Annotated in this window: 23 protein-coding genes; 11 read left to right on the plus strand and 12 right to left on the minus strand. The window is 62.7% G+C overall.

Translation table 11 applies throughout. The annotated features are described in order from the left end of the window. Nucleotides 1–79: 79 nt before the first annotated feature. A complete protein-coding gene (locus PSH84_RS17095; protein ID WP_305481422.1) occupies nt 80–958 on the plus strand; it encodes a hypothetical protein in 879 nt (292 codons plus the stop codon). Here PSH84_RS17095 and PSH84_RS17100 read toward each other — a convergent pair. Beyond that, on the minus strand, nt 955–1,191 hold the full coding sequence (locus PSH84_RS17100) for a hypothetical protein (RefSeq protein ID WP_122566383.1): 237 nt from the start codon (nt 1,189–1,191) through the stop codon (nt 955–957). The two genes, PSH84_RS17095 and PSH84_RS17100, sit on opposite strands and share 4 nt — an antisense overlap. Before the next feature lie 153 nt (nt 1,192–1,344). Between PSH84_RS17100 and PSH84_RS17105 the strand changes: the two genes are divergently transcribed. Beyond that, nucleotides 1,345–1,686: a hypothetical protein gene (locus PSH84_RS17105; RefSeq protein WP_122566518.1), complete on the plus strand. Its 342-nt coding sequence runs from the start codon at nt 1,345–1,347 to the stop codon at nt 1,684–1,686. A 104-nt stretch (nt 1,687–1,790) separates the two neighbouring features. Here PSH84_RS17105 and PSH84_RS17110 read toward each other — a convergent pair whose 3' ends face one another. Then, nucleotides 1,791–2,693: a LysR family transcriptional regulator gene (locus PSH84_RS17110; protein ID WP_305470674.1), complete on the minus strand. Its 903-nt coding sequence runs from the start codon at nt 2,691–2,693 to the stop codon at nt 1,791–1,793. A gap of 92 nt (nt 2,694–2,785) precedes the next feature. Here PSH84_RS17110 and PSH84_RS17115 point away from each other — a divergent pair, with 92 nt between their 5' ends. From PSH84_RS17115 to PSH84_RS17130, 4 genes are all read left to right on the plus strand, one after another. Beyond that, on the plus strand, nt 2,786–3,799 hold the full coding sequence (locus PSH84_RS17115) for an aldo/keto reductase (RefSeq protein WP_305481423.1): 1,014 nt from the start codon (nt 2,786–2,788) through the stop codon (nt 3,797–3,799). Between the two features lie 105 nt (nt 3,800–3,904). After that, nucleotides 3,905–4,699, plus strand: coding sequence for a DeoR/GlpR family DNA-binding transcription regulator (locus PSH84_RS17120; RefSeq protein ID WP_305481424.1), 795 nt, complete (start codon nt 3,905–3,907; stop codon nt 4,697–4,699). A gap of 118 nt (nt 4,700–4,817) precedes the next feature. Beyond that, nucleotides 4,818–5,744: a Gfo/Idh/MocA family protein gene (locus PSH84_RS17125; protein WP_122566387.1), complete on the plus strand. Its 927-nt coding sequence runs from the start codon at nt 4,818–4,820 to the stop codon at nt 5,742–5,744. A gap of 15 nt (nt 5,745–5,759) precedes the next feature. Beyond that, complete coding sequence (locus PSH84_RS17130; RefSeq protein WP_305470677.1) at nt 5,760–6,455, plus strand: tRNA (adenine(22)-N(1))-methyltransferase; 696 nt, start codon at nt 5,760–5,762, stop codon at nt 6,453–6,455. A gap of 167 nt (nt 6,456–6,622) precedes the next feature. Here PSH84_RS17130 and PSH84_RS17135 read toward each other — a convergent pair whose 3' ends face one another. Next, a complete protein-coding gene (locus PSH84_RS17135; protein ID WP_122566389.1) occupies nt 6,623–7,000 on the minus strand; it encodes a hypothetical protein in 378 nt (125 codons plus the stop codon). 113 nt (nt 7,001–7,113) lie between these two features. Here PSH84_RS17135 and PSH84_RS17140 point away from each other — a divergent pair, with 113 nt between their 5' ends. Next, nucleotides 7,114–7,740 (plus strand): hypothetical protein, encoded by a 627-nt coding sequence (locus PSH84_RS17140; protein WP_305481425.1) that lies wholly within the window; start codon nt 7,114–7,116, stop codon nt 7,738–7,740. A 34-nt stretch (nt 7,741–7,774) separates the two neighbouring features. Here the strand turns inward: PSH84_RS17140 and PSH84_RS17145 are convergent, their stop codons facing one another. Then, entirely contained in the window at nt 7,775–8,500 is a 726-nt protein-coding gene (locus PSH84_RS17145; protein WP_305481426.1) for a CPBP family intramembrane glutamic endopeptidase, read from the minus strand. Nucleotides 8,501–8,869: 369 nt separating this feature from the next. Between PSH84_RS17145 and PSH84_RS17150 the strand changes: the two genes are divergently transcribed. From PSH84_RS17150 to PSH84_RS17165, 4 genes are all read left to right on the plus strand, one after another. Next, nucleotides 8,870–9,208: a DUF5629 family protein gene (locus PSH84_RS17150; protein WP_305481427.1), complete on the plus strand. Its 339-nt coding sequence runs from the start codon at nt 8,870–8,872 to the stop codon at nt 9,206–9,208. Then, complete coding sequence (locus tag PSH84_RS17155; RefSeq protein ID WP_305481428.1) at nt 9,195–10,370, plus strand: lactonase family protein; 1,176 nt, start codon at nt 9,195–9,197, stop codon at nt 10,368–10,370. The genes PSH84_RS17150 and PSH84_RS17155 overlap by 14 nt, the downstream gene beginning before the upstream one ends. 156 nt (nt 10,371–10,526) lie before the next feature. Further along, nucleotides 10,527–10,706, plus strand: a complete 180-nt coding sequence (locus PSH84_RS17160) for a hypothetical protein (protein ID WP_122566393.1) — start codon at nt 10,527–10,529, stop codon at nt 10,704–10,706. Nucleotides 10,707–10,880: 174 nt separating this feature from the next. Continuing rightward, nucleotides 10,881–11,006, plus strand: coding sequence for a hypothetical protein (locus PSH84_RS17165; protein WP_256587218.1), 126 nt, complete (start codon nt 10,881–10,883; stop codon nt 11,004–11,006). A 179-nt stretch (nt 11,007–11,185) separates the two neighbouring features. On the opposite strand, the gene PSH84_RS17170 is transcribed toward PSH84_RS17165, so the two are convergent. The 8 genes from PSH84_RS17170 to PSH84_RS17205 all read right to left on the minus strand — a co-directional run bounded on the left by PSH84_RS17170 (nt 11,186) and on the right by PSH84_RS17205 (nt 22,769). After that, entirely contained in the window at nt 11,186–11,788 is a 603-nt protein-coding gene (locus tag PSH84_RS17170) for a glutathione S-transferase (RefSeq protein ID WP_305481429.1), read from the minus strand. Further along, entirely contained in the window at nt 11,785–15,426 is a 3,642-nt protein-coding gene (locus tag PSH84_RS17175; protein ID WP_305470685.1) for an AAA family ATPase, read from the minus strand. The genes PSH84_RS17170 and PSH84_RS17175 overlap by 4 nt, the downstream gene beginning before the upstream one ends. Continuing rightward, on the minus strand, nt 15,423–16,667 hold the full coding sequence (locus PSH84_RS17180; protein ID WP_122566396.1) for an exonuclease SbcCD subunit D C-terminal domain-containing protein: 1,245 nt from the start codon (nt 16,665–16,667) through the stop codon (nt 15,423–15,425). The genes PSH84_RS17175 and PSH84_RS17180 overlap by 4 nt, the downstream gene beginning before the upstream one ends. 284 nt (nt 16,668–16,951) lie before the next feature. Next, nucleotides 16,952–18,589, minus strand: a complete 1,638-nt coding sequence (locus PSH84_RS17185; protein WP_305470691.1) for a BatD family protein — start codon at nt 18,587–18,589, stop codon at nt 16,952–16,954. Next, nucleotides 18,586–20,325: a tetratricopeptide repeat protein gene (locus PSH84_RS17190; protein WP_305481430.1), complete on the minus strand. Its 1,740-nt coding sequence runs from the start codon at nt 20,323–20,325 to the stop codon at nt 18,586–18,588. The genes PSH84_RS17185 and PSH84_RS17190 overlap by 4 nt, the downstream gene beginning before the upstream one ends. Further along, nucleotides 20,322–21,401 (minus strand): vWA domain-containing protein, encoded by a 1,080-nt coding sequence (locus PSH84_RS17195; RefSeq protein WP_122566399.1) that lies wholly within the window; start codon nt 21,399–21,401, stop codon nt 20,322–20,324. Before PSH84_RS17195 ends, PSH84_RS17190 begins: the two co-directional genes overlap by 4 nt. Continuing rightward, nucleotides 21,394–21,888: a DUF4381 domain-containing protein gene (locus PSH84_RS17200; RefSeq protein ID WP_122566400.1), complete on the minus strand. Its 495-nt coding sequence runs from the start codon at nt 21,886–21,888 to the stop codon at nt 21,394–21,396. The genes PSH84_RS17195 and PSH84_RS17200 overlap by 8 nt, the downstream gene beginning before the upstream one ends. Next, on the minus strand, nt 21,885–22,769 hold the full coding sequence (locus PSH84_RS17205) for a DUF58 domain-containing protein (RefSeq protein ID WP_305481431.1): 885 nt from the start codon (nt 22,767–22,769) through the stop codon (nt 21,885–21,887). Before PSH84_RS17205 ends, PSH84_RS17200 begins: the two co-directional genes overlap by 4 nt. Nucleotides 22,770–22,771 lie beyond the last annotated feature (2 nt).

A 22,771-nucleotide genomic window follows, 5' to 3' on the forward strand; every position in this document is an offset into this window, starting at 1 on the left:
ATAATACGCCTGTTTCAGCGTCAAAGGGCGTCCCGAAGGGGAGCCCGACCATGATGATTTCAAGGGCATGATCCGATCCATGAGCGATGACATCTACAACCTGTTCACACGCTTCCAGACCCCCGATCCTGACATCGGACCCCGGGAGCAGGCGCCCATGCTTGCCCAGGAGCAGGCCTGGGCGCGTGAGCGCGCGGCCATGCATCGCTTCAGCTGGATCGTGGTGCTGGTGCCACCGTTGTGCCTGGGCCCGGTGCTGCCGGGCATCGCGTTTCTGCTGGGGTTGCTGGTCTATCAGGGGTTATCCGTCCCAGGCGTTGACCTTGACCGGATCGTCGGGGCCTCCTTTGGCTGGCTGGTGTTCGCCACCTTGCTGTTCATGGCTGCGTGGATCCTGCACAACTTCTTGCGCGATACACGCGACCCGACCAAGCGCTATTGGCAGTCGATGCTCGACCAAGGGCTGGTCGAGCTCGAACACCATACCCTGGTCTCCGGCATCAGCCTGTGGTCCAACAACTATGACCCGGACTGCAACACCCTCATGCAATGGAGCGACGGCAAACTGAAATGCGTGCAAGACAGCGGTGTGTCGCAATGGATCCTGGCCAAGACCGCGGCGGGGCATTGGCTGGTGCTCAAGGAGCAATATCCGGGCAACTTCAGCTACGGCCGGGTAGGGCAAATGCCGGCGCCGGACAAGCTGCTGCGACCCCGTCAGCAACTGACGATTGCTTTCGCCCCGGGCACGAACCTGCAACTGGGTAGGCGTTTCGACGGTGCGCCGATGCCATTGGTGGAGACGCCGTACTGGATGTCTGCCGATGAGCTCAAGCGCCTGGACGAGGCCGCCCATCACTGGAATTTTCTACCGCCGAACCGCTATGGGGTGGTCAATGACGAGGATGCCGCGTGGGTGCAACGGTTGGTGAACAGGGCGCATCCAGCCGGGCGCTAAAGCCACGTATCCACCACCCGCCGATCCAACTCTTCCCAATCCGCCATGCCCAATACCCGCATCGTGTTCAGCCCGCGCAGATAACCGCGCAATTGATTGGCCGTGGCCCGCTTGAGCTCCGGCTCAGGTTCGGTGCTGCTCAACAGCACGCTTTCGTACTGGATCAGGTAGTCCGCCACCCGCTCACGGAAGTCGGGCAATACCGCGTCGCGAATCAGATCAAACGTTCTCATGGCTATACCTCATCAATCTTTCTCGGCTGGCAACTATTGCTAGGAGTAATAGTGACCATTACCAAATGCAAGTTCTGCTTTGCCGGCAATCATTGGAAAATCAGCGCCATTGAACACGCAGCCCAGTATTTTTATTTTCAGGACCCCCAACCCATGCGCCCTTTATTTTTGCTTGCCCTGGCGTTTTCCCCGTTATTGCTGGCCGGTTGTGCCTCTGCACCGAACGACCCGACCCTGACCTTGCAGACCAGCAAGACACCGGCCCAATACGCCGAATGCGTCGTACCGAAGTTGCAGGGCAATGCCTTGAACCCGATGGTCTCGCAGACCCAGCGCAGCTACCGCATCGTGGTGCCGAGCAAGGTGTCGGCGGACAACGTGCTGGAAGCCTACAAGGCCGGCAACGGCGGCAAGGTATTCATCTACGAGCGGCACTTGCTGGCCTCCAACCTCCTGCCTTCGAGTTTTGAACGCGCCGCACAGGAATGCATCTGACCGGCCCGTAAACGTTTTCACCGTGCTCCTTTGGTTGGCCGCAACCAACCAATTCCCTTGCCCCGCACCGTCTTCGGTCGCGGGGCTTTTTTTGCCTGCCGGTTTCAGGTTAGCCAATCATCCGCTCGGATGAACTCGATGAGCGCTTTCAGGGCCGGTGGCACATGGCGTCGGCTGGGGTAATAGAGAAAAAACCGGCTCGGCGGCGCTTTCCATTGCGCAAGCAGTTCCGTGAGATACCCACTGCGCAGGTCATCGCGCGCCAATTCCTCGTAGACGTAGGCAATCCCGGCGCCATCTTTCGCCGCCTGGATCATCAAAGCATCGTCTTCAAGCATGAGCGGGCCGGTGACGGACAAACGGATCGGTTGCCCCTCTGCCTGATACTCCCAAGCGTAGAGTTTGCCGCTGGGAAAACGCCGGGCGATGCAGGCATGGTCGAGCAAATCCCGTGGAACCTGGGCAATCCCCTTCGCGGCCAGGTAGGTTGGCGCGGCCACGGTCACGAACGATTGAGGGGGGCCGACAGGGACGGCGATCATGTCGCCGGCCAGGCTTTCGCCAAAGCGCACGCCGGCGTCAAAACCGCCGCTCACGATATCGGTCAAGCCATCATCGGTGACCAGGTCCAATTGAATGCGCGGATACCTGGCCACGAATGGCCCAAGTACTTTCGCAAATACTGCACGCGCCGCCGGACGCGCCACGTTGAGGCGAAGCTTGCCGGCGGGCACGTCCTGCAGCGAGGTCAACTGCGTCAAGGCATCGGCAACCTGCTGCAGGGTAGGGGCCAGCGTTGCCAATAGCTGGTGGCCGGCCTCGGTCGGGGTCACGCTGCGCGTGGTGCGGTTGAGCAGCCTGACACCCAGGCGTGCTTCCAGGGCCCGCATTGCGTGGCTCAATGCCGAGGCCGAAACACCCCGCTCGTCGGCGGCCTTGCGAAAGCTGCGATGGCGAGCGACGGCGGCAAAGGCGTCCAGTTCGGACAGATCGGGGTGCTGACTCATGAATACTGTTCAGTAGTTCAAATAAGATTACCCATCTTATCGTCATAAGAACGCTCGCGGATACTGCCCACATCATCTGTGGAGAACTGGCTATGCAAAAGAATCGTCTTGGATCATCGGACTTCCTGATTTCGCCCATTGGCCTGGGAACCTGGGCCATTGCTGGCACCGGCTGGGAATACAGTTGGGGCGCGCAGGACGACGAGGACAGCCTGGGCGCCCTTGAATACGCTGTCGAGCGCGGGGTGAACTGGATCGATACGGCGGCGGTTTATGGGCTGGGCCATGCCGAGCGACTGGTCGGGCAGTTGTTGCGCCGGGTGCCGGCTTCGCGGCGTCCGTTGGTGTTCACCAAGGGCAGTCTGGTCTGGGACCCGGTCACCAAGGCAATTTCACACTCGCTGGCGCCTGGATCATTGCTCGCCGAGGTCGAGGCAAGTTTGCGCCGACTGCAAGTCGAAACCATCGACCTTTATCAGATCCACTGGCCGGCCTTTCCTGCCGACGGTAGCAGTGAAGGGATCGAGGAGGCACTTTCGGCGTTGGTCACCGCCCGCGAACAGGGGAAAATCCGCGCTATCGGCGTCTCCAATTTTGATGTCGCGCAACTCAAGCGGGCTCAGGCGGTGACCGAGATCATCTCACTCCAGCCGCCTTATTCCGCCTTGATGCGGGACATCGAGGAGGACGTCCTGCCATTTTGCGAGCAGGCCGGAATGGGTGTCCTGGCCTATTCCACCCTTCAATCGGGACTGCTGTCCGGTAGCATGACGCGTGAGCGCATCGCCCAATTGCCCGACGACGATTGGCGAAAGGCCCGAAGCGCGGATTTCCAGGAGCCTCGCTTGAGCGCGAACCTGGCGTTGGTCGAGGTTTTGGCCGGTATTGGTGAACGGCACGGGGTGAGCGCGGCGGCAGTCGCCATCGCCTGGGCGCTGCGCAAACCGGTGGTGGCCGGCGCCATCGTCGGTGCTCGCCGTCCCGGACAGGTCGATGGGCTGATTGCCGGCTCGCAGCTGCGCCTCAGTGCCGAGGAGATCGACGAGATTCAACCTTTCCTGCCCTTGGGTATGGGCACGAATGTCCCTGGGGCGCTTGAGCTTTAACGTTTGGCAGCCCGCTTGAACGAGCGGGTTTGACGCCTCGCTGCATAATCGGCACTATTTGCTCGTTTGTGATCATTAGTGCTCGTTTATGCAGGTTGTAGCATCATGACTTCTCCTCACGAAACGTTCCCCGGCGAACGCCAGCAATTGATCAGCCAGCGTCTCGCTCGGTATGGCCGGGTGATCGCGGCTGACCTGGCCAGCGAATTCAATGTCTCCGAACACTCGATCCGGCGTGATCTGGGCGCATTGGCAGCGGCGGGGGTGTGCAAGCGCGTTTATGGCGGCGCGATACTCTTGCCCGCTGCCGAAGGGTCGATGGAGGCGCGCGTGCGTAAAGACCCGGCGCGCAAGGGCAGCCTCGGCCAAGCGGCCGCTGCATTGTTGCGCGCGGGCCAACACGTGTTTATCGACGCCGGGTCGACCAACCTGGCCGTCGCCTGCGCTATCGATCCGCACCTGCAATTGACCCTCACCACCAATTCGCCGTTGATTGCGGTTCAGTTGATGAAACTGCCCAGCGCCGAGGTCATCCTGCTGGGTGGCCGCTTGAGTCCAAACGCGGGAGGTGTGATCGGGCTGACGGCTGTCCAGCAATTGCGCCAATTCAGTTTCGACGTGTGTGTCCTCGGCGCCTGCGCCATCGATCCCGACAATGGCGTCACGGCGTTCGGCCTGGACGACGCGGAGTTCAAGCGCGCGGTGGTCGCGGCAAGTGGGCAGGTGATCGCGGCGGTGACCAATGAAAAGCTGTCCAGCGTTGCCCACTACCAGGTGGCCTCCTGCGAAGAAGTCGCCGCCCTGGTGGTGGAGCACGATGCGCCCCGTGAGCGACTCGAACCCTTCTTCGGCCGGGTGACCAACGTCGTGACGGCTGCCCGTGAACAGCGCCGTACCTGATGCCTTTGCCGCCGTGAACTCGACAATCGGATAGATACTGCACGGCCCCCATTGTCCGCCAGGCGATTTGCGTCTAGTTTGCTGCCCGATCACAAGTACAAAAAATCAGGAGTCATCGATGCAACCGATTCGTCTCGGCCTGGTGGGCTACGGCAAGATTGCCCAGGATCAACACGTTCCAGCCATCCACGCCAACCCCGCATTTCAACTGGTGGCGGTCGCCACGCAAGGGCAACCCTGCGCCGGGGTGGAGAACTTCCGGTCCCTGGGCGAGCTGCTCGAAAACGGCCCGCACGTCGATGCGATTGCGTTTTGCACGCCGCCACAAGGTCGATTTGCCCTGGTGCAACAAGCGCTGGCGGCCGGTAAACACGTCCTGGTGGAAAAACCGCCGTGCGCCACCCTGGGCGAGGCCATGGCCTTGGTGGAGCAAGTTCGCGAGCAAGACGTCAGCGGCCTGTTCGCCTGGCATTCCCGTTACGCCCCGGGCATCGAAGCCGCCCGTGACTGGCTGGCCAGTCGCACCGTGCACAGCGTCCAGATCGATTGGAAGGAAGACGTGCGCAAGTGGCACCCCGGCCAGGCGTGGATCTGGCAGCCCGGTGGCCTGGGTGTCTTCGATCCGGGCATCAATGCCTTGTCGATTGCGACCCATTTGTTGGCGTTGCCGTTGTTCGTGGAGTCCGCCGAGTTGCGCGTGCCGGACAACTGCCAGTCGCCGATTGCCGCCAGCATCAAGATGGCCGACGCGCGTCACCTCGATATTCGTGCGGAGTTCGATTTCGACCATGGTCATGACGAACTCTGGAGCATCGAGATTCGCTGCGCCGAAGGCGTCCTGCGCCTGGACAACGGCGGTGCGCTGTTGAGCATCGATGGCGTGCGCCAGGCCGTCTCCGAGGAAGGTGAGTACGCCGCGGTATATCGGCATTTCCAGCAACTGATCAACGACAAAGCCAGTGACATGGACCTGCAGCCACTGCGGTTGGTCGCGGACAGCTTTTTTGTCGGCAGTCGGACGGCGGTCGAGCCGTTCTACGATTAACCCAGGGAACTGCAGTTGAACGAACAGACCTTGTCCATGCGCCTGGAGCGCGTGGCGGCGCATATGCCGGCGGGTGCGCGCCTGGCCGATATCGGCTCGGATCACGCTTACCTGCCGGTGGCCTTGCTGCGCCGTGGCGCTATTGAGACAGCGGTGGCCGGCGAGGTGGCGTTGACGCCGTTGCGCGCCGCCGAGCGCACCGTGGGCGAGAATGGCCTGGAGCAATGGATCAGCGTGCGCCTGGCCGACGGCCTGGCGGCAATCGAGCCGGAAGACGAGATCACGGCGATCAGTCTCTGTGGCATGGGCGGCGAAACGATCCGCGACATCCTGGACAGTGGCAAAGCTCGGCTGAGCGGGCGGGAGCGGCTGATCCTGCAACCCAACGGCGGCGAACAACCGCTGCGCCAATGGCTGATGGAGAACGACTACCGCATCCTTTGCGAGGAAGTGCTGCGGGAAAACCGTTTCTACTACGAGATCATCGTCGCCGAGCGCGCCGGGCCGGTGACGTACACCGCCGAGCAGCTGTACTTCGGCCCACTGCAGATGCAAGCCCGAACCCCGATTTTCCTGGCCAAGTGGCAACGCCTGTTGCGCCAGAAGCAAAAGACCCTCACCAGCTTTGCCAAGGCGCGGCAGGCTGTGCCCGAAGAGAAACTGCACGACATCACACGGCAGGTCCGTTGGATCACTGAGCTGTTGGCTTGAGTTGCATTGAGGTTGGATGTGCCGACGTCATCGCGAGCAAGCTCGCTCCCACAAGGGGGTGTGATAGGTCGGAATGCTGTGAACACCCGCAATCCCCTGTGGGAGCGAGCTTGCTCGCGATGAGGCCATCACTGACTTGAAAAATTCCACGGTCTTCAGCCGGCTGCTTACCGACTCACCACCGGGTAATGCTTGATACGACACGCATACGAGTTGCCGTCGCCCTTACAGACGCCATCCAGGTAGCGGTAGTCGACCTGTACCGACTGTCCTTTCCCGGGCCATTGGCGGCGAGGGAGCGTGGCTTGGTAGTCCGGGGTTTCCGGAGTGAAGGTGAGTAACGAGCCTTGCGCCGGACACTCCACCGAAGAGGTCTTCGGCCTGACTTTCATCACCTGCGCCTGAAGCTGAGGATAGGGTTGTTTCAGCACCTCGACGATGCGCAGCTCCATCTGGCAGATCTGCCACGTTGAGGCCTGGACGGGCTCGCCCATGAAGGAGAGCGTCAAGGCAAGCAGTCCGAGACAGGCTGTGTGGGTGTTCATGGTTGACCTTGTTTGAAGTGCTGACGTTGGCGAATCATAGCTTGGTATTGTGGCCCTCGGCAGGGTGGTGGCACTATGCCTACAGTCTTTAGGCCATTACAAGGAAGTGATCCATGCCCGGCATCCCAAACGTCGCGTCAGCGTTCTGCGAATTCATGCAATCGTGGGAAGAGGACCGCAAATACCTGCCGTCCTCCATCAGTGCCCTGGCCAACGGTTTCGAGGGCTGGCTGAAGTTCGAGTTTTATTTCTGGCTGATCCACGCCCGTCGACTTCGTGGTCCCGACCGTGAGCTGGCGGACGTTGGCGTCGAGTACAAGGTGGCGCTCGATCAGCGTTGGTCGCAGATGGACATCCTCACCAAACAATGCGATTTGTGGATTCGCGACCAGGATGAAAAGCGCTTTCACTTCATTGAACTCAAGACACCTTTCGCCAATGCCAACCAGGGCAAGATGTTTGAAAGTGCCGCCAAAGATTATTGGTACATGACCCGGCTGAAATCCCAGGCGGAAAAGGTAGCAACGGGCAGCGTCATTATCTTTGGCGTGAACTTTGACCAGGCGCGCTGGGAAAGGCACCTCCAGTACATTGAGGAATATGCCGGCTACATCGAGCATTCATCCAAGGCATCGGGCACCGTGCCAGGCGTGGAGGGCTTGAGGTGGGCGGTCTTGACCATGCACTACCCGCAGATAGGTGAGATCCCTCTGCCGCACGCCGAGGTTCAGGCGCCGTGAAGCCGTAGAGGGTCGCTGGCCTGGCACTGCTGGCTCAACCGTAAAGCCCCATCAACGAGAAAGACTTGTCCGTGGTCAGTGCGACAACTTCGGCCAGCGAATGCAGGAGCACCGGCACCAGCAGGCCACCGCTGACCACCCTGGCAACGGCGAACACGCCGCCACAGGCGAAGATCAGCACGACGGTTATCCAATTCCCGTATTGGATGTGCATGCCGGCGAAGATGGCTGAGGTCACGATGATCGCGATCCATGTCCAGGCACGGCTGTTCTCGTAGGGAAACAGCCGGAGCATGTAATGGCGGAAGAACAGCTCTTCGGCGATGGGCGGCAGCACGATCAGCGAGGCAATCTTGATCGCAACCTGCCAACTGTTGAGCCCGTCCAGGAGCTCGGCCATGAACACCTCACGCGGCAACCCGAGCACGAAGACGGCGACCCCAAAAAGCAGGTAGGTCCCGATAATGCTGATCGCCCCCCACTGCAGGGGTTTGCGAATGGCATGGCCGCGCCACTGCGTGCGCGAATCGGCGCGGTATTGCAAGGCGAAGAGGGCGAGGAGAACGAGCGCGGTGATGCCCGAGGTGGTCGTGAACGTCAGGTAGGCCTGCATGTCCGCGGGGACGAAAAGGACCTCGGGCATCGCGGCCAGGAAGACGATCAGGGTGGCCAGCACAAACATCCCGAGCCGGGGAAAGAAGCGGTAGGGCGATAAAGTAGAAGCGGGTGCAAACTCAGGGGCGGCACTTAGATTCGTCACAGTCACTCCATGAGTGCAAGGAAAAAGGGCATGATGCCAGTGTTTTGATCGTCTGGGATGAGTTCCTACCGGCTTTGTGGAGAGGTACGCAATTGGCCCTGCGACTCGGTGCTTGCAGGAGGGGGTTATCAAGGTTGTCTGGCGCGACTGGAGGTGGGGAGTCTCACTACGTCGAACTTGTGGGGTAAGGAACCAGGTACCCGCGCCACTGCTCCACCGCTATCGCGAGCAAGCTCGCTCCCACATTTGATCGTCGGCAGACGCAACATTCATGTTCAATACAGAACCCCTGTGGGAGCGCTTGCTCGCGATGGCGATCTACCCGTCGAAAACGCTTTCGAACCTTATGGCCCAAGGCCCACTCCCACATTGGGTTATCATGGCAACTTTCCCAATGACCGACTGATCACCATGACTGCCGTAACCGACACCCTGCTCGATACCCTTGAAACCTGCGACATGCTGATCATTGACAAGCTGCATGCGTTCGATTTTTCCCTCGACGAGCAGGGTCAACTGCACGTCGAGTGCATGAACGGTCGTACCCGCGAGCATTGGCGTTTCACACCGGCGCAGATGCAGGCCGCGACCTTCGATACAACCCGCAATCACTGGGTCATCACCAGTGATTCGGGTGATCACCATCTGGAGTGCATAAAGGCATTCGGCGGTCACGACGATGAGGACGACGAAGATGAAAGTGCGTAGTCTCTGGCCGCTGTTGATGGCCGGAAGCCTGGGGGCCATGGGCGTCCAGGCGGACACCGAAGAACGTCATCAACTGCTGGTGGGGTCCTACACTGCCGGGCAGAGCCAAGGTATCTACCGGTTGCAGTTCGACAGCCGTACTGGCCAGATCGACGCGAACCCGTTGCAAGTGATCAAGACTGACAACCCTTCATGGCTGACCCTTTCCAAGGACATGACCCGGCTGTTTGTGGTCAACGAAAACGGACCGGGCCAGAAAGACCCGGTGGGCAAGGTCAGCAGCTACGCCATCGACCCGAAGACCCATGCCATCAGCCTGATCAATCAGGTGCAATCCCTGGGCAACGAGCCGACCCACTCCAGCCTCAGCGGCGATGGCCGGCATTTGCTGGTCAGCAACTATTCGGTGGTGGAAGACCCGGGCGGCACCCTGGCGGTGTTGCCGGTGGGCGCTGACGGCACGCTGTCGCCGGTGGTGCAATTGAGCAGTCATCAGCCGAGCCGGGTCAACCCCGAGCGGCAGATGTCGGCCCACGTGCACGCGGCGGTGTCGTCGCCCGATGGCAGGTACGTGTTCGCCAACGACCTGGGGGCGGACAAGGTGTTCATCTACCGCTACGACCCCAAGGCCAATCCCGAGCTGCCACTGACCGCCGCCGACCCGGCCTTCGTGCAGTTGCCACCTGGCAGCGGCCCGCGTCACCTGCTGTTCAGCGCTGACGGCAAGCACGCCTGGCTGACCATGGAAATGAGCGCGCAAGTGGCGGTGTTCGATTACCAGGACGGTCGCCTTACCCAGCGCCAACTGGTCGACCTGGCCGCCGGCAAACCCCAGCCGGGCAGGGCGGCGGCTGCGTTGCATGCTTCCAGGGATGGCAAGTTCCTCTACGTCAGCAACCGTGGCACCACCAACGAAGTGCTGGTGTTCGCCATCGACCCGGCCGCCGGCACGCTCAAAGAGCTGCAGCGGCGCTCGGTGGAAGGCGATCATCCGCGGGAGTTCAGCCTCGATCCGAGCGGGAAATTCCTGTTGATTGCCAACCAGAAGAGCAACCAGATCGTGGTGGTCGAGCGTGATCCGAAGACCGGCCTACTGGGTAAAACCGTGCAGAAAATGCCGATGGAGGCGCCGAGCGACCTGAAGTTCATCGTCCGTCAATAGACCGCAGGCCCCGGTTTTCGGGGCCTGCACCGTTGTATCAACGAGACTGATAGTCGCTAGTATTACAAAGCATTTCAAGGCGAGACGCCTCGGCGCGTAAGTTTGCTCCACGGCCCAACCGGGCAAGTCAGCCAACTGAATCCGAGGTCTACCGCCATGAATCTGAATCTCTTCTCCGTGATCGCCGCTTCCGCCATCTCTGCCACCGTGGCGCTGCCCGCCAGTGCCAGCGTCGAGATCAGCGACAAGAAAAACCGCACCCACAGCTACACCGAGAAATACCTGCAACAAAGCGCCAACTTCTATGCGGCGCTGGACCACAAGAATCAACACTGAAATCTCGTGCAACGACTGAAGCCTGCGATCTTTTCATCTTCACTGAACATCGGGTGAAAGAGAAAAGATCGCAGGCTTCGCCGTTTCTGAAGAAATCCTGCTGTAATATCACTTGGCCATGTGTTTAAATTTGACGCTGATAAATTGACTCCTTCGCAGATAAGGATCGACACCATGGCGATGCGTTTGGCAGTGATGCTGCTGTTTCTCTATTCCACGCCGATTGTTTCGGCGGCCCAACCGGATGCGGGCGAGTTGGAAGTGGCGCGTGAGCGATTATTGAGTTTGCTGAGCGACTGATTGATTCAGTAACGGGGCTGCATGATGCCTTTGTGGCGAGGGGATTTATCCCCGCTGAGCTGCGAAGCAGCCCCTCAAATGGCAACCTGATCAACCTGACACACAGGGTTGGTAGCTTTGGGGCCGCTGCGCAGCCCAACGGGGATAAATCCCCTCGCCACAGGGCTTTGTGCAAGCAGTTACTTGACCATGATCGCCACGAACAACTCGGACTCCAGATACCTCTGCAACCAATCCTGCAGCCGGGGATAGGGCGCCTGGGCAAACCAGTCGCGGTCGACATGGGCGAACTGCCGCACGAATGGCATCAGCGCCGCATCGGCCAAGCTCTGGTGCTCCGCCACCAGAAACGGCCGGGGCTCAAGCAATGCCTCCAGGCGGCGTAGAAAGGCTTCACCTTCGTGGCGGTAACGCTCCTTCGGGTACTCGGGGTGGCGTTCGGGGTATTTGTAGCGATTCAAGTGCAGTTTGAACACCTGGTCGTTTTCCTCGATCAACGCCGCCGTCAACGCCTGGCCGTCGGCATCGTCCCGTAGCCTCCAGTCTTGCGGATCGTGCTGGGCCAAGGCCCAGTTCATGATCTCCAGGCTTTCATCGATCACCCGGCCATCGACCTGCAGCACCGGCACCGTGCCTTTGCTGGAGAGGGCGAGCATCTCGGCTGGCTTGGCCTTCAGGCTGACTTCGACAATTGCCACGTCGACCGCGCTGTAACGCAATGCCATGCGCGCGCGCATCGCATAGGGGCAGCGGCGGAAGGAATAGAGCGTGGCGCGGCTCATTTCACCTCCACCGTACTCAACCCGTTGCCTTGGCGCCGCACCTGGATCTGCACCGGGATCCGCTCGTGCATTTCCTGCACGTGGGAAATCACCGCGACCTTGCGACCCTGGGCCTGCAAGCCGTCGAGGGCGTCCATCGCCAGTTGCAGCGATTCAGGGTCGAGGCTACCGAAGCCTTCGTCGATGAACAGCGATTCGATCTTCAATGTGCTGGAGGCCATCGAGGCCAGGCCCAAGGCCAGGGCGAGGGAGACCAGAAAGGTTTCGCCGCCGGACAACGAATGCACCGAGCGCAGTTCATCGCCCATTTCCGTGTCCATCACCAGCAACCCGAGCATGCTGCCGCCGCGCTTGAGCCGGTACCGGCGCACCAGTTGTCGCAGTTGGGCATTGGCGTGATGCACCAGCAAGTCGAGGTTGTAAGCCTGGGCCAACTTACGGAAGCGGTCACCGGTGGCCGAGCCGATCAGGGCATCGAGGCGCGCCCAGCGCTGGTACTCGGCGTAGGCCTGTTCGATCTGCCGGGCCAGGGCCTGATTGGCGTTCTGTCGGCGCTGGTCCTCGGCCTGTTCGGCGCGCAGTTCGGCGCAACGCTGTTCGCTGGCGGCGAATTGAGTTTGCAGTTCGACGAGGGCTTCGGCCAGTTGCTCGGGCGCCAGGTTGCCGTTGTGCTGGGCCTGGTGGTTGTGCAGGCGCTGCTCGCGTTCGGTGAGCAATACGCGGGCCTGTTCGATGGCTTTTTCGCTGTTGAGCAAGCGCTGGCGCAACTGGCCGACGTGTTGCTCGTCCAGGCTGAGCAGGGCCTCAAGGGCGGCATCGTCCAGTTCAGGGTGGCCGGCGCGCCACTGCGCGATACCCGTGGCCAGCGCCTGAAGTTCGTGGTCCAGGGTTTGCGCCTGCTCCTGGCGGGCCTTGAGTTCGGCGGCCAATTGCACAAGGTTGTTGCGCACTTGCTGCAACTGCTGGTTGGCCGTCGCCTCGGCCTCCCGGGTCTGTTCCAGGCGCTGGTCGAGTTGGTGCTGCCAGTGTTCGGCACTGGGGTGTTCGCCGAGCAGTTGCGCGAGTTTCTCCTGGCAGGCCTGCTGTTGCTCGCTCAGGGCGTTGAATTGCAGGCGGGACGCTTCCAGTTGCTGAATGCGGGTCTGCTGGCGGTCCTGTTCTTTCTCCAGGGTCTGCTGGCGCTGGAGTTGTTCGCTCAGTTCGTCGCGCTGCTGCTCCAATTGCTCCAGGCGCTGGGCGATCTGCTGGTCCAGTTGCAAGAAGGTCGCGGCGGGCTCGCTGCGCAAGGCCTGCAAGGTGTCGGCCGGCAGCAGGGTGCTGAAGTGGTTCAATTCCTCGTCCAGGCGCTGACGATCGCGGGCCAGTTCTTGCTGCTGGTTGCCCAGGTGCTGTGAGGCCTGCTGGCTGGTGGCTTCGGCTTCGCGCAGGCGCTGGCCCATGCGTGCGACGTCCTGCTGCAAAGTCAGCAGGGCGGCTTGCCGTTGTTCGTCCTGGCTGATGCGCAGGTGCAATTGGCTGTTCTGTTGGGTCAGCCAGGCGTCACGCTTGTTCGAGTCCTGGGCCAGCAGTTGCGCCGACAGCGGGTGAGCTTCCAGGCTGGGTGCCAGGCCTTGTTGCTGGCTGGCGAGCTGTTCCTGTTGCTGTTTGAGTTCCTTGAGCTGGGCGATGACCCCGCTGTACTGCGCCCGCAGGTCGATGACTTTTTCATTGAGCTGCTCGACGGCTTTGCGGGCGTTGGCCTCTTCGGTTTCATCGAAGCGCCCGAGGTTTTCCAGCAGGGCTTCGGGCTGATGATAAGGATGCTCGACGCTGCCACACACCGGGCAGGGCTGCTCGTCCTGCAACTGTGCGCGCAGCTGTTCGACGCTTTCGCTGCGGGCCAGGCGCTGGCGTTCCAGCAGTGCGCGGGTCACGGTCAGGGTCTGTTCGGCGAGGGTCAGTTCGGCCTTGGCTTCGCCGCCCTCACGCACCAGGCGGTCACGCTCCTGCAACGCTTGTTGTTGGCGTTGCTCAAGCTCGGCCCCCCGTTTGTCCAGCTCTTGCTGACTGGCCCACAGCCGGGTCAGGTCTTCGAAGGCGCGCAGTTGCTTGCGGTTGTCTTGCAGCAGGGTTCCGAGCAATTGGATTTGTTCGGCCACGGCCTCGGGTTCGGCGCCGGCTTCCTTGTACAGCACCTCGAGGTCTTGCCGGCGGTTGGCCAATTCCTCGGCGGCACGGGCGGCACCTTGTTCCAGCGTGGCGAGTTCGGCCTGGCCCTGGTTCAGGCGATTGCCGATCAGCATCAGTTGTTGGAGGCGGTCGCGATAGGCGTTCCAGGCGTCGCTCAGCGGTGCCAGGTGCGTGCTTTGTTCAAGTTCGCCGGCGATTCGCTGCAAGCGCTCGACCACCTGTTTTTGCTGATCGAGCAAGGTGTCGATGGCTCGCTGGCCTTCGCTGCAGGCCTGTTGCGCCTGTTCCTGGCGCTCGGCGGACTGGCTGGCGTCCCTGACAAGGCGGGCGAGGGTGCTTTGCTCTTCAAAAGCTTGGCGCAATAACGGCGCGCTGTCGCTGCTTTGTTGTCGAGCCTCAGCCAGTGCCAGTTGCGTGACGCCCAGGCCTGTTTCCAGTTCGGCTTGCTGTTGGTGCAGGTCGATTTGCTGCTGGGTGAGCTGCTGGATCTGCGCGGCCAAAGGGTCGAGTTGCCGGCTCAACTCCGTCTGGCGGATGAACTGATGGCGTTGGGGCGCCAGTTGTTCCAGGCGGGTCAGTTTCAGGCGTTCGTCGGCCAGGGCGTTCCAATCGGCCTGGGCCTGTTGCAACTGTTCGGCGGCGCTGGTGTGTGCGTCCTGCAACTGGCGCAGGTCGCGCAGCCAGGTGTGTTGCTGCTCCAGTTGCTTGAGTTGCGCCTGTTGGGTCTTGAGTTGTTGCTGGGCGTCGTTGAAGCGCTGGTCGAGCTCGGCCCGGGCCTCGGGGGCCAAAGGCGTGACACCGGTGGCCTGGTCCTGCAACTGCCGGTGGCTGTCCTTGGCTTGCTTGGCCTTGTCGAAGGCACGGCGGCCGAGGCGGGTATACAGGGCGGTGTCGGTGAGTTTTTCCAGCAGTTCGCTGCGGTCGTTGTCATCGGCCTTGAGGAACGCGCTGAACTCGCTCTGGGCCAGCAACACGGCGCGGGTGAACTGCTCGAAATTCAGGCCCAGGGCGGCTTCGAGCTGGGTCTTGTATTCGCCTTTCTGGCTCGCCAGCAGTTGATCGTTGTCCAGGTCCCGCAGGCTCTGGCGGCTGGCTTGCAACTTGCCGCCGGCCTTTTCCCGGGCGCGATTGGCTTCCCAGCGGGCCCGGTAGCGGCGCCCGTCGATGCCGCGAAAATCCACTTCGGCAAAGCCATCGCCGGTGCCTCGGCGCAACAGCGTGCGCGGATCGCCCGTGGCAATCTCACCATCGACGTCCGGCACCTTGGCATCGCGACCGGTGTTGTTGAGGCGCGGCACGGCGCCGAACAGCGCCAGGCACAAGGCGTCGAGCAGCGTGCTCTTGCCGGCGCCAGTGGGACCGGTGATGGCGAACAGGCCGGCACTGGCCAAGGGTTCGGCGGTGAAATCAATTTCAAACGGCCCGGCCAGGGACGCCAGGTTCTTCAGGCGGATGGCGAGAATCTTCATGGCTGCTCGTTCTCCATCTGCACGTCTTGCAACAGCACGGCAAAGTCCTTGAGGGTCTGTTCGTCCACTTCGTTGCCGTAGGTGTCCTGCCAGGCGCGGCTGAACAGTTCCTGCGGGCTGAGTTGATCCAGTTCCACCAGCGCGCTGCCGTCATCGGCACTGCCGGCGCCACCGTTGCCGGCGTACTCGGCGGCGATCCGTACCAGGCGCACGGCCTTGCCTTGCAGCGCGGTTTCAACCTGGTGGCGCAGGTCGGGCTGCGGTTCGTCGAGGCGCACCCGCACTTCCAGCCAGGGTTGGCGCTGGACGTCGGCCAGCAGGTCGATGTCGGGCAGGTCCTTGAGTTGCCCCAGGATATCGGCCAGGGGCGCCGGGCCCAGGCGCTGCAGGTTGACGGCCCGGGGAATCAGGCGTGGCTCGACCTTGACCAGGGTTTCGCCGTCCAGGGTGATGTCGAGAATCTGATGCTGGTAACCAATCTCCGAGAATGACAGCGGGATCGGCGAGCCGCTGTAGCGGATGCGCTCTTCACCGTTGACCTTCTGCGGCTTGTGCAAGTGACCGAGGGCGACGTAGCTGATGCTCGGGCCGAACAGGCTGGCGGGCAGGGCCTCGGCGTTGCCGATGATCAGGCTGCGCTCGGAATCCTCGGACACCGAACCGCCGGCCATATGCGCATGGCTGATGGCAATCAGCGCCTGGCCTTTCTTGCGCTTGCTGTTGGCCGCGGCGATCAGCCACTCATGCACCTGGCCGATACCCCGCAGGTAGTCGTCGCCCAGTTGCGCGCCGGTGACTTCGGCGGGGCGCAGGAACGGCAGGGCCAGGCACCACGCCTTGACCTTGCCCTTGGCATCGGGCAACGGCAGCAACAGGCGCTCGACATCCAATTGGCCGTCGTCCAGCCACAACACCCGGCCCAGGGCGTGGGTGCGCAAGCGTCGCATCAGCGGCGCAGGCAATTCGATACGTGAGCCGGAGTCGTGGTTGCCGGCGATCATCACGATGGTCAGGTTGGCGTTTTGTTCATGGGCGCTGACGATGAAATCGTAGAGCCGCTCCTGGGCTTTGACCGGCGGGTTGACGGTGTCGAAGATGTCGCCGGCGATCAACAGCACGTCGGGTTTTTCGTGGGTCAGCTGACGCAGCAGCCAGTCGAGGAAACAGGCGTGTTCGAAATCGCGTTCCTGACCGTGCAGGTTTTGTCCCAGGTGCCAGTCGGAGGTGTGAAACAGACGCAAGGCAAACTCCAGAAAACAGATAATGGCCGCGGTGAAGAGGGGGGCGGCTAAAAGAAGCAGAGTTTACTGGGAAACTGGGGGGAGGACTTGTTCAACTTCGAGGTATCTGCTGCAGCGCGATCCTGTGGCGAGGGAGCTTGCTCCCGCTGGGCTGCGCAGCGGCCCTTGTTTTGCGATTGCTGCGCAATTGAGCGGGAGCAAGCTCCCTCGCCACAAAAGCTCAAAAGCTCAAAAGCTCAAAAGCTCAAAAGCTACAAAGCTACAAAGCTACAAAAAAGAGCGGTTTATTTAGGATAAAGCGGCGGCAATCCCGAATCACCCGCCGAATCCAGCGCCCCTTCGGTGGGCGGGATGGTGCGAATGGCCCGCCACAGGTCTTCACCCTGCCAATGCTGGCCGGTCTCGCTGTAGAGCGCGCCGTTGAGGCCGTCCAAGGCGTCGGACAGCGGCACGAAGCGCGCCGCCATGTCGGCCAGGGTCTCCGGTTGCTGGCGGGCCCAGGCGTCCAGGGCCTGGCGAGTGGCGTGGGGGTCGTTAGCCAGGCAGGTGCGCTTGAGATCATCCAGCAGGGTGCGCGGGCTTGGCCCGGCCTGGGTCGCGCGCAGGACGGCGGGCTGCGAGCGGGCTCGCCACCACAGGCCAAAGCCGAGCAGCGTGGTGCAGGCCAGGATCAGGCTGCTCAATTGCCAATACCACAGGCTGTCGCTCTCGACGGTTGTGACGATCTGCGCCGTGCCGGCGGGCGTATCGACCATCAGGCTCGGATTGTTCGCCACTTGCAGGGTCCGCGCCGGGAGGCTGGTGCGATCCAGATGATCTTCCAGAGTGTTCCACCAGACCACTTCCACCGGAGGCAGCTCGATGGTGCCGCTGCGGTTGGGCACCAGCGCCTCGCGGTCTTCGCGACTGCCCACCAACCCGCGTTCACTGCTGCGGCTGCTGAGTACCGGCTGGTCCGGATAACGCCGCAGGCCATTGATCTCGGTGGCTGGCAGCGGTGGCAACTGGGCGCTGGCCAGGCCTTCGGCTTCCAGGGTCAGGCTGCGGGTCAGGGAGTCGCCGACCTGGCTGTGGGTCGGTTCCGGGCTCCAGCTTTCGCTCAAGGACAGGCTGCGTGCCGGCAACCAAGGCACGTCGGCCGGGTAGCTGGCGGGCTTGGGCTTGACGCTCAGTTGCAGTAGCTCGGAACTGACCCGCATCAATTGGCCGGGCTTGGGACCTGAAGGTGCGGCGTCCTGGGTCACCGGTTCGACCAGGGTAGCGCTGAAGGTCTGGGCCGGGATCGTCAACTCGCCGCTGCGCTGCGGGTAGATGCCATAACGCAGTTCGATCACGCCGTGGCGCACATCGTTGATGACCTTTTCATAGGTGCGCGATTCCCCCAGTTGTTCGGTGCGGGCATCGGGGATGTGCAGCGGCGTCAGGCTACTGTCGTCGTACAGGGACACCGAATGGTAGATGCGCAGGGTCAGGATCGCCTGGGCCTGCACGTACACGTCGCGCTGGTCGAGGCTGGCCTCGATGAACACAGGCGCCAAGGTCCCCGAGGCATTGCGGGTTTCGCTTTCGATGACTTGCAGGGTGATGGGCTGGCTGCTCACCTCGCCCAGTTGCAGTGGAGGAATGACCACGGTGCCGCTTCGACGCGGCAGTAGGGTGACGATCCAGCGGGTGGTGGCGCGGTTCTCGCCGTCGAGGGTGGTCAGCTGGTTGACCTGGCGGGTGCCGCGCACATCGAACAAGGCCTGGAGCGGGCCCAGGTCGGGTTTGCCGAACAACGTGGCGTCATTGGATTCCAGGGTCAGTTCCACCGTTTCCCCGGAGTTCAGGCGGCTGCGGTCCACACTGGCCGTCAGCTGTGCAGCCTGGGTTCCAGAGGCCCAGAGCAGCAAGACGAGGAGGTAGGCGGTGAAGCGGGTCATGGGGTTTTTCCCTGGGCCTGATGGCTTTGCTGTTCATACCAGAATTTACGCCTGAGCAGCTCGCCGGGATTGTCCGGGATCTGGCGCAGCCATTGTTCCATGGCCTGGCGTTGTTCTTCTTCATTGCGCTGGCCGGCGGCGGGACGCAGCGGCGGCGTGGTGGTCTGCTCGTCAGGCAGCTCGCTGCCCGGCACATCCTGGGCGGTGGGCGCTTGTGCCGTCCGTGGAGGCTGGGATTGGTCCGACGTCGTGGTGGCCTCGGTGGAAGGTTGACCCGCTTCGGAAGTTTGACTCGTCGAAGTGCTATCCGGCGTTTGCTCGGCAGGGCCCGCTTCCTCGCTTTCGACAGGCTTGGGCTCTGGCGTCGTCGGTGGTGCCTGTTCCTTCAGCAGGTTCTGTACCAGGGCCTTGTTGGTCTGGGCCGGGCGCAGGTCGGGTTGTAATTCCAGGGCTTGTTCATAGGCATCGAGTGCGGCTTCCAGCTCACCGCTCCGGGCCAGGGCATTGCCACGATTGTAGTGGGCACGGGCGTCGTTGCCTTCGGCGAAACGCTGGGCGGCTTCGCCGTATTGGCCGGCTTCGTACAGGGCGACGCCTTGCCATTGGCTGTCTTCGAAGTGGACTGCGGCTTCGGCGGGGCGCTTCTGCTTGAGCAAGTGCTGGCCCTGTTGGTCGGGGCGCAACCACAGGTCCTGGAATTCGAAGGCATGGCCGGTTTGCGGCAAGACGAACAGCAGCGGCAGGCAGAACAGCCAGCCTCGACGCCCGGCGCAGGCGGCCAACAGCAACAACGGCAGGAGCAGCCAATAACCCTGGTCGGCCCAGGTGTCCAGGCGCAACGTCTGGCCGTCACTGCGCAGGTGACGAGGACCGTCCAGCAGGCCCAGGCCGCGCAGGTCGCTGTCGTCCAGCCGCGCCGGTCGGTAGCGGCCGTCCAGTTCGTTGGCGAAGGCCTTGAGGCCCGGGTTGTCCAGGCGCGGCACCAGGATCGAGCCTTGGGCATCCTTGAGGTAACTGCCATCGGCCTGGGCCACCGGTGCGCCTTCGCGGGTACCGATGCCCAGCATCAGCCATTGTGTGGCGGAACCGTCCAGGACCTGGCGGATGCCTTGACGTTCCTGTTCGTTCAACGACGAACCGATCAGCAGGATCCGACCGTGACCGAGTTCACCTTGATCCAGCAGGGCCATGGCTTTATGAACGGCCAGATCGGCGCGATGACCGCTTTGGGGCATGATCGATGGCGCGAGGGCTTCGAGCAGGTTGGTGCTGGTGGCCAGGTCGTCGGACAGCGGCACCAGCGTGTGGGCGCTGCCGGCATAGACGATGATCGCGGTCTGGGCATCGCTGCGGTTCTGCAACAGGTCCAGCACCTTGCGTCGGGCCTGTTCCAAGCGCGTGGGCGGGACATCGGTGGCGAGCATTTCCGGGGTCAGTTCCAGTATCACCACCAGCGGATCGGCGGGTTTCTGGCTGGTCTGTTCGACCCGCGCCCAGCTCGGCCCCAGCAACGCCAGCACGATCAACAGCCAGCCCAGGCCCAGGGCAATCCACGGCAGCCTGCTTTCCCGGCCACTGCCACCACTGAGCAGTACGGCATGAAAGGCTGGCGGCAGGATCATCTGCCAGCGTCCCACGCGTTTCTGCCGATGCCACAGTTGCCAGAGCAACCAGCCCAGTAACGGCAGCAGCAACACGAACCAGGGGCGTAGCCAGTGTGGCCAGAGGGCGATCATCGACGCCTCCGCAAGCGCAGGCGCTTGAGCCGCTGGCGCCACTCGGTGTGTTGGGCCGGCCGGAACAGTGCTTGGTTGAGCAGGCGTTGCAGCGGATTGTCCGGCCAGCGCGCCCGGGCCACCAGCAACATGCTCAACAGCAGCGCAACGGCCAGGGGCCAGTGATACAGCGCCAGGGCAGGGCGCGCCTGGGTCGGTTGCTGGGTCACCGGTTCGAGCTGGTCGAGGGTGGTCTTGATCGCCAGCAATTGCTCACCATCCTGGGCCCGAAAATAGCGACCGCCCGTGACCTGGGCAATGTCCTTGAGGGTCGGTTCGTCGAGGTCCAGGCTCGGGTTGACGCCGAGGAAGCCTGCGGTGCCGCTTTGCTCCGGGTCGGCACCGATGCCGATCGGGTAGATTTTCACGCCCTCATCGGCGGCCAGTTGCGCGGCGGTCAATGGATCGATTTCGCCGCCGTTGTTGGCACCATCAGTGACCAGGATCAACACACGACTGTGGGCCGGACGTTGGCGCAGGCGCTTGAGGGCCAGGCCGATGGCATCGCCGATGGCGGTGTTCTTGCCGGCGATGCCGATGCGCGCCTCGTCGAGCCAACGACGTACGGTGCGGCGGTCGAAGGTCAGCGGTGCCTGCAAATAGGCCTGGCTGCCGAACAGGATCAGGCCGACCCGGTCACCTTCGCGGCCTTCGAGAAAATCCCCGAGCATGTGCTGGACCAGCGCGAGGCGGCTGACCTCTTCGTCCTTCCACTGCATGTCGGGAAAGTCCATGGAGCCCGAGACGTCCACCGCCACCAGCAGGTCGCGACCGCTGGCGGCAATGGGCAGCGGTTCTCCCAGCCACTGCGGCCGGGCGGCGGCGATCAGCAACAGCAGCCAGAGCAGGATAAAGGGCGCTTGTTGTCGCCAGGTCGGCAGATTGGCCCGGGCCCGACGGCCCACCAGGCCTTCCAGGTCGTCGAGGAAACTGACCTTGAGCGCCGGCTCACCGCTGTCGGCCGCCGGCAGCACCAGGCGCATCAGCCAGGGCAGCGGCAACAGGGCGAACACCCACGGCCAGGCGAATTCAAACATGTTTGCGGATCCAGATTTCCACCGCCTGGGTCAGGCCGGCGATGGCTTTGTCATCGAGCTTGCATTCGGGCTTGTAGGCGCCTTCCACCAGTACCATCCAGCGTGTCAGGCCGGCGGCCGGGCAACGGTTATCCAGGAAGGCCAGCCATTTGCGCCCGTTGAGGGTGTGGCTCTGGCTGTAGGGGTAGTGGTTGCGACACAGGCGCTTGAGCAGCCCGTTAAGTTGCTGCAACCAGGCACCGGCCGGGGCGCCGTCGTAGGGCTTGGGCAGCCGGGCGAGTTCGGCCAGGGCGGCCAGGCGCACCGGGTCCAGGGGTTGCTCGCTGCGGTCGGTGATGCGCTTGGCGGGAATGAACCGGCGCAATTGCCACAGCCCCAGGCCGAGCAAGGGCAACATCACCAGCAGCAACCACCAGCCCGGCGCGGGCGGCCAGAAGCCGATGGGCGGTGGCGCCATCAGCGGCTGCAATTGATCGAGACTGCTCATCGGCTTTTCCCGGCCCGCTTGGGGTTCAGGTATTCACGCAACTGCTCGACCATGTCGCCCTGGGTGCTCAGGGGCATCATCAGGATTCGCAGTTTCTGCGCCAGCAGTTCCCAACGCGCCTGGCGGGCCTCGGCCTGGGCGCGATAGGCCTGGCGCAGTTCGAAATTCAGGGTATCGAGCTCCAGTTGGGCGTCGCGCTGGGCGAAACGCAGCAAGCCCGCGGCGGGCAAGGCGTGATCCAGCGGGTCTGACAGCGGCAGCAGCAACAAGTCGCAATGGCGCGACAGCAGGCTCAGTTGCTGCTCGGCGCTGTCGGACAGGGCACGTTCGTCGCAAATCACGATCACCAGGCTGCCGGGCCGCAGCACTTCCCGGGCCCGGCGCAGGGCGATGCCGAACGAGTCGCGGTCCGGCTCGCCCTCGGTGTGCAGTGACTGGTTGACCCGCACCAGCCGGTTGAGCAATTGCAACAGGCTCTGTTTGCTGCGTCGCGGCTTGACCTCGTAATGGGTGTTGTTGCCGAACACCAGGCCGCCGACCCGGTCGTTATGCCCCAGCGCGGCCCAGCCGATCAGGCTGGCGGCCTGGGCGGCGAGTACCGATTTGAACATCAGCCCCGAGCCGAAGAACAACCGATGGCTTTGCTCGATCATGATGAAGATCGGCCGCTCCCGTTCTTCGTGGAACAGCTTGGTGTGGGGCTCCTGGGTCCGGGCGGTGACGCGCCAGTCAATGGTGCGTACGTCGTCGCCGGCCTGATAGACCCGCACCTGGTCGAAATCCACCCCGCGCCCGCGCAGCTTGGAGTGATGCAAGCCGATCAGCGGGCTGCGCTGGCCCGGTGTCGAGAACAGTTGCACCTCGCGCACGCGATGGCGCATCT

The organism is Pseudomonas beijingensis (assembly GCF_030687295.1).
In the GTDB taxonomy this organism is placed as follows: Bacteria; Pseudomonadota; Gammaproteobacteria; order Pseudomonadales; family Pseudomonadaceae; genus Aquipseudomonas; species Aquipseudomonas beijingensis.